The organism is Vibrio sp. V01_P9A10T6 (assembly GCF_963877065.1).
Classification (GTDB): domain Bacteria; phylum Pseudomonadota; class Gammaproteobacteria; order Enterobacterales; family Vibrionaceae; genus Vibrio; species Vibrio anguillarum.
This window is the reverse complement of the sequence record NZ_CAWNTB010000061.1, coordinates 1-6274: the sequence shown is the minus strand read 5'-3', so window position 1 is coordinate 6274 and position 6274 is coordinate 1. Positions and strand designations below refer to the sequence as shown.

The 6274-nt window shown below is 44.9% G+C and carries 5 protein-coding genes; 1 reads left to right on the top strand and 4 read right to left on the bottom strand.

Going from position 1 to position 6274, the window contains the following annotated elements:
* The 4 genes from AACQ21_RS03580 to pabB form a co-directional block, all read right to left on the bottom strand.
* The coding region (locus tag AACQ21_RS03580) for an L-serine ammonia-lyase (protein WP_105977662.1) at positions 1 to 872 on the bottom strand (872 nt) is incomplete at its 3' end.
* 101 nt (positions 873 to 973) lie between these two features.
* Entirely contained in the window at positions 974 to 2227 is a 1254-nt protein-coding gene (locus AACQ21_RS03575; RefSeq protein ID WP_017047579.1) for an aromatic amino acid transport family protein, read from the bottom strand.
* A 299-nt stretch (positions 2228 to 2526) separates the two neighbouring features.
* Entirely contained in the window at positions 2527 to 3156 is a 630-nt protein-coding gene (locus tag AACQ21_RS03570; protein ID WP_013856776.1) for a CoA pyrophosphatase, read from the bottom strand.
* 65 nt (positions 3157 to 3221) lie between these two features.
* On the bottom strand, positions 3222 to 4613 hold the full coding sequence (pabB, locus tag AACQ21_RS03565; RefSeq protein ID WP_105977661.1) for an aminodeoxychorismate synthase component I: 1392 nt from the start codon (positions 4611 to 4613) through the stop codon (positions 3222 to 3224).
* A 176-nt stretch (positions 4614 to 4789) separates the two neighbouring features.
* Here pabB and AACQ21_RS03560 point away from each other — a divergent pair.
* Positions 4790 to 6274: fumarate hydratase (locus AACQ21_RS03560; protein WP_105977660.1), on the top strand; the 1485-nt coding region annotated here is incomplete at its 3' end.

Sequence of the window (6274 nt, the reverse complement as noted above, 5' to 3'; positions counted from 1 at the left end):
CCGCATGCGCCATTAGTAGGTGCTGTCACCACACGCCCACCCGCGGCATTTTCTTCGTTCACTGCAAAAGCGTACATGTTTACCCAGTCAACGACTGCCATTGGATCATTAGTGGTTTTTTCTGAGGTCATTAACTGTTGACGAAGTGCTGCTGCTCGGCGTGGAACACGAAGAGGCCCTGGTAAGATACCTTCAGTATTCATACCGCGGTCCATACATTCGCGCATGGTTTTCCAAATATTGGCAAAGTAAGTACGAACTTCTTCATCAGAATGCAGTGCTTTTTCGTTAGCCATAACCAGCGTACTGATGGAAAGACCACTCTCTTTGCATTGGTTCATCATCTCGTCAGCGCTAGTGAAGACATAAGGAACTTTAATTGGGTTCTCTTTTTCTTTACCAAAGTTTTCTTCATCAACGATAAAACCACCGCCGATAGAGTAGTAGGTTTTTGAGTAAACGACTTCATCATCGATCCACGCGTGGATCTGCATGCCGTTTTCGTGCAAGGATAAATTCGTTTTGTGGAAATTCATTCCACCTTCTTTAGGAAATGATACGGTATGACAGTGCATACCAACGGGAAGACGCTCGGTTTCTTCAACGCGTGCGATAAAGCCTGGAATAGCATCGATATCAACTTTCTCAGGGGTATTACCAGCAAGACCCATGATGATAGCGATATCTGTGTGGTGACCTTTCCCTGTCAGTGATAATGAACCATAAACGTCCACGGTGATTTTAGTGATGTCGCGCAATTTTCCCATTGAACGTAAATCATCAATAAACTCTTTACCCGCTTTCATTGGTCCCACTGTGTGTGAGCTTGAAGGACCAACACCGATTTTATAGATATCAAATACACTAATCATATCGATTACCTCAAAAGTAAGCCCCCCTAGCTAAGAGGGAGGCTCATTATTATAGTTATGTTCTGTATGCAGTATTCATGACGGTTGATATAACCACCAGATTAAAGAGCGCCGTAGATTACAGAAGTAATAGCAGCAAGACCACAGATAGTTGTGAAAATCTGTACTGGTGCTGAAGTCTTGAACTTCGCCATTGCAGGGATCTTGTGCATTGCAAATACAGGCAGCAGGAACAAGATGCCAGCAATCATCGGTGCGCCCATGGTTTCAATCATGCCTAGGATGCTTGGGTTTACAATCGTTACGATCCAAGTTGTCAACACGATGAAGATCAGTGACATTTTTTCAATCTTGCTTACTGAGCTATTTGAGCGAGATTTAATCAAACCAACTAGGCCTTCATGTGCCCCTAAAAAGTGACCAAAGTAGCTAGAGGTAATCGCTGCAAAGGCAACAAGAGGACCCATGTAAGAGATGATTGGTGATTCATGGATGTTTGCTAGGTAAGAAAGCACAGAAATGTTTTGCTCTTTTGCTAACGCGAGTTGCTCTGGCGACAGAGACAGCACAACAGAAAACACGAAGAACATTACAAAACCCATCAGCATCATGGCCGAGCCACCAGTGATCATATCGGTTTTCTTAACCGCGTTGTCACCATGTTGTAGGCGTTGCTCTTTAGAGAACTGGCTAATGATTGGGCTGTGGTTGAATGAAAACACGATGATAGGAATTGCAAGCCAAACGATGGTTGGCATCGCAGACCAATCAGGTGCGACTTCAATCATAGAGGTGTTCCACTCTGGAATAAGGTAGAAAGAAAGTGCTAATAAAATGAAAACCAATGGATACACCATGGCAGACGTTGCTTTTAGCATCAGCTCTTTACCAAATACTACGCCAGCCGTCATTGCCACAATCAGCGCACCAGAAAGTAACCAACGAGGAATCGATTCCATTCCAACTTGGTTAACAAGGAAGGAATCAACGGTGTTTGTGATACCAACGCCGTAGATAAGAACGATAGGGTAGATGGCGAAAAAGTATGCGAACGTAATAAGGTTTGCGCCAGTTTTACCAAAATGCTCTTCTACTGTGTCAGTAATATCAGAATCAACATTTTTTGAAGAAAGAACAAAGCGAGCTAAGCCTTTATGTGCGAACCAAGTCATTGGCGCCGCAATTAGGGCTAACATTACTAATGGCCAAAAACCACCCGCACCAGCTTTAATTGGAAGGAAAAGTACACCGGCACCAACGGCTGTACCAAAAAGTGAAAGACACCAAGTGAAATCTTTATAAGTCCACTTGCTAGAGGATTGTACGGCAGATGCCGACGAAGTTGTTGTGTTCATATTGTATTACTCATTTTTGGGAACAGGAAATAAGTCGAGCGCATTTTGCATAATTTTCTCATTCGAAAACTAGATCTAAATCATGTAACGTTCTGGCTTATTGAATGATATGTCAAAAACCCATTTTTGATCACGAAAATGGCGTGCTACATGTGAGTAATGTTAATGATTTGGATTAGTAAAAGTTATCAATATAATGCTTCGATTAACATTTATTCATGCCAAACGTTTGCTTTTGGACGGGATAAGGAAAAATAATCATCCGTGTTATTTAAACTTATGGTTGAATAGTTTGAATATTAATGAGGTTGAATAACTTGTTTTTGCAAAACATGAATGATCTGCGCTGTCATCCCCCAAATAAAATGATGTTGATAAGGGATGGCGAAAACGCGATGTCGTTGATTTTTTACTTGAAATAATTCGCTATAGAGTTTGTTTCGATCAAACAGGTGGTGGGCGGGAACTTCAAATATTTCGTCCACTTCATTGGTATCAATAATAGCTTTGTAATTGGGGTTAATAAAAGCAAGAAAGGGCGTCACTACAAATTTACTGACGGTAACCAATTCAGGCAGTTGCCCAAAAATAGTAATGTCGTTTGCTAGAATTCCAATTTCTTCTCTTACTTCACGAAGCGCAGTGATCTGCAGTGAGCCATCGACTTCCTCATATTTCCCGCCAGGAAAACTGATTTGTCCCGGATGATGTTTAAGGTGTGCAGCTCTTTTGGTTAATACCACATTTAAACCATTCTGCCGCTCAACAAAACCAATTAACACTGAAGCCTTGCGTAAGGTTTGGGGAGCAAGGTGTGCCACACGACGGATAGATTCTTCATGATAAGGCACAGGTTGTTGCAACTGAAAGCGCTGGATAAGCCGATCTTTTGTCAAGGGGGTCGCAGTCTGTACGCTGTTTCTCTTCATTTTCGTTACCTATTCGGATTTTGCGTCTACCTCTTTTTAGCCTAGTCCAATAAACCTTGGAAAGGTTAACGAGGTTGTTCGAGCACAGGTAAAATGCGGCTCAGTTTATCCAGTGTCTCCTGATATTCAAGCTCACACTGACTATCGGCAACAATACCGCCACCAGCCCAAACGTGCAGTTGTTGCTTCTCTGCCACCAAAGTTCGGATAGCAATACTGCTGTCCATTGTCCCGTGGCGGCTAATATAGCCGATGCTGCCACAGTAAGCGCTACGGCGGTGAGGCTCTAACTCCTCAATAATTTCCATTGCACGTACTTTTGGTGCGCCAGTAATTGAGCCTCCGGGGAAGCTGGCTCTTAATAGGTCGGCCGCGCAATAGGCGGAATCAAGTTCTGCGCGAATGGTACTCACAAGGTGATGCACGGCAGGAAAACTTTCAATATCGAACAGCTTAGGCACATGTACAGACCCCGGTTTTGCCACACGGCCAACATCGTTTCGTAATAGGTCAACGATCATCAAGTTTTCTGCTTGATCTTTTTCTGCGCAAGTAAGGTCTGCCGCGTTAGCGGCGTCAATGCTGGGGTTATCGCTTCTTGGTCGGGTGCCTTTTATCGGCTTAGTTTCGATGATGTTGTGTTTGACCTGCATAAAACGTTCGGGAGAGACACTCAAAATCGCTGACTCCTCTAAGCGAATAAAAGCCGAAAATGGTGCGCAATTAAACGCTTCCAGTTTTTGATAAGCTTGCCATTCACTGCCTTCATAATGGGCTTGAAAACGCTGTGCAAGGTTGATTTGATAACAATCACCACTGAGCAAATAGCGCTGGATTTGCTCAAATTTCCGTTGGTAGCTCTCTTTACTCATGTTGGATTGCCAATCAGAGCGTAATACAAAATCGTCGTTATTTTTTGAACTCTGAGCATTGAGCCATTGCCATGCTTCATCAATATGATTGCCCACCACGTAGGCGGCTTGGTGCAAATGATCAACGACCACAGCCCATTGATAGAGACCAATCGCCATATCAGGTGTGGATAAATCGTGCTCAGCGAGCGTTGGAATTCGTTCTATCTGCCGCCCTAAGTCATAGGCAAAATAACCGAGTGCACCGCCCACGAAAGGAAGGTCTATATCGCTTTGAACATCGGGCAAATACTGCTGCTGCAACTGTTTGAGCAGTTGGAATGGGTCTGCCTGAGAATCATAACGAGACTGCGGTTCGCATACCGTCGTTTTATCCCCTTGTGTCACTAAGGTGGCCAGTGGTTCAGCGACTAAAATATCAAAACGGCTATCGATATGCGTCTTAGAGGCGGAGCGCAACAGCATAGCCCACGGGCAGTCTTCGATTTTAGAAAACAATTGGTGAGCGAGATCGACATGGTAAGTCAGTGCGTTAACTTGGATATGATTGAATTCGTTGTTGTTCATTTGCGTAATTTGTGACAAAGAGACCGATCACTGCATGGCGTGTTGAGTAAAGCAAGAGTATCATAAAATGCAAATTAAAAGCTGCTACTTGATTGAATCACATCAATAAGTTGATTTTTTGCTGAGAAGCTTACCGCTTATTGAATGAGGAACACGCAACAGTCAAGGGAAGCATAACAATAACGAGGCACGCAATGACGGTAATTCGCAAGCAGGATGTGATCAGCAGTGTCGCTGACGCTCTTCAATATATCTCTTACTACCACCCTCTGGATTTCATTCAAGCGCTAGAAAAGGCCTATCATCGAGAAGAGAGTCAAGCTGCGAAAGATGCGATCGCACAAATTCTCATTAACTCGCGCATGTCAGCAGAAGGGCATCGACCCATTTGCCAAGATACCGGCATCGTAACCTGTTTTGTCAACATTGGTATGAATGTGCAATGGGAGTCTGATCTCACGGTGCAAGAAATGATTGATGAAGGAGTTCGTCAAGCGTACACCAATCCAGATAACCCATTGCGCGCTTCTATATTAATGGATCCTGCTGGTAAGCGTATTAATACTAAAGACAATACGCCTGCTGTCGTTCATATCAATATGGTGCCAGGAAATAAAGTCGACATTCAAATCGCAGCCAAAGGCGGCGGCAGTGAGAACAAAACCAAGATGGTAATGCTCAATCCTTCCGATGACATTGCTGAATGGGTAGAAAAAACCGTACCCTTGATGGGGGCGGGTTGGTGTCCTCCGGGTATGCTCGGCATTGGTATTGGCGGCACCGCGGAAAAGGCGGCTGTGCTTGCTAAAGAATCATTGATGGAGCATATCGATATTCAAGAACTGATTGATCGTGGTCCACAAAATGCGGAAGAAGAACTGCGGTTAGATATTTTTAACCGCGTGAACCGTTTAGGCATTGGTGCGCAAGGGCTTGGTGGCTTAACCACCGTTGTGGATGTAAAAATCAAAACAGCGCCGACTCACGCCGCGTCTAAACCTGTTTGTATGATCCCTAACTGCGCGGCAACCCGCCATGTTCACTTTACGCTAGACGGCACGGGCCCTGCTGAGCTTACACCACCAAAGCTAGAAGATTGGCCACAAATTGTGTGGGACGCAGGAGCAAGCGCGCGCCGCGTCAACCTTGATGCGGTTACTAAAGAAGAGGTTCAAGAGTGGAAAACCGGTGAAACACTTCTTCTTTCCGGTAAGATTTTAACGGGCCGTGATGCCGCACATAAACGACTCCAAGCAATGTTGCAAAATGGCGAAGGGCTGCCTAAAGGTGTCGATCTTAAAGGTAAATTTATCTACTACGTTGGCCCCGTTGATGCGGTGGGTGATGAAGTTGTTGGTCCAGCAGGCCCGACCACATCGACACGTATGGACAAATTTACCGACATGATGCTTGATGAAACGGGCATTATGGGGATGATAGGCAAAGCAGAGCGTGGACCTGCGACGGTGGAGTCAATCAAAAACCACAAAGCGGTCTACTTGATGGCGGTGGGTGGCGCGGCTTACTTAGTGGCGAAAGCGATTAAGAAAGCACGCGTGGTGGCATTCGAAGATTTAGGTATGGAAGCCATTTATGAATTCGAAGTTGAAGACATGCCAGTCACGGTTGCGGTGGACTCGCGTGGCGCGAATGCTCACCAAATAGGCCCAGACACATGG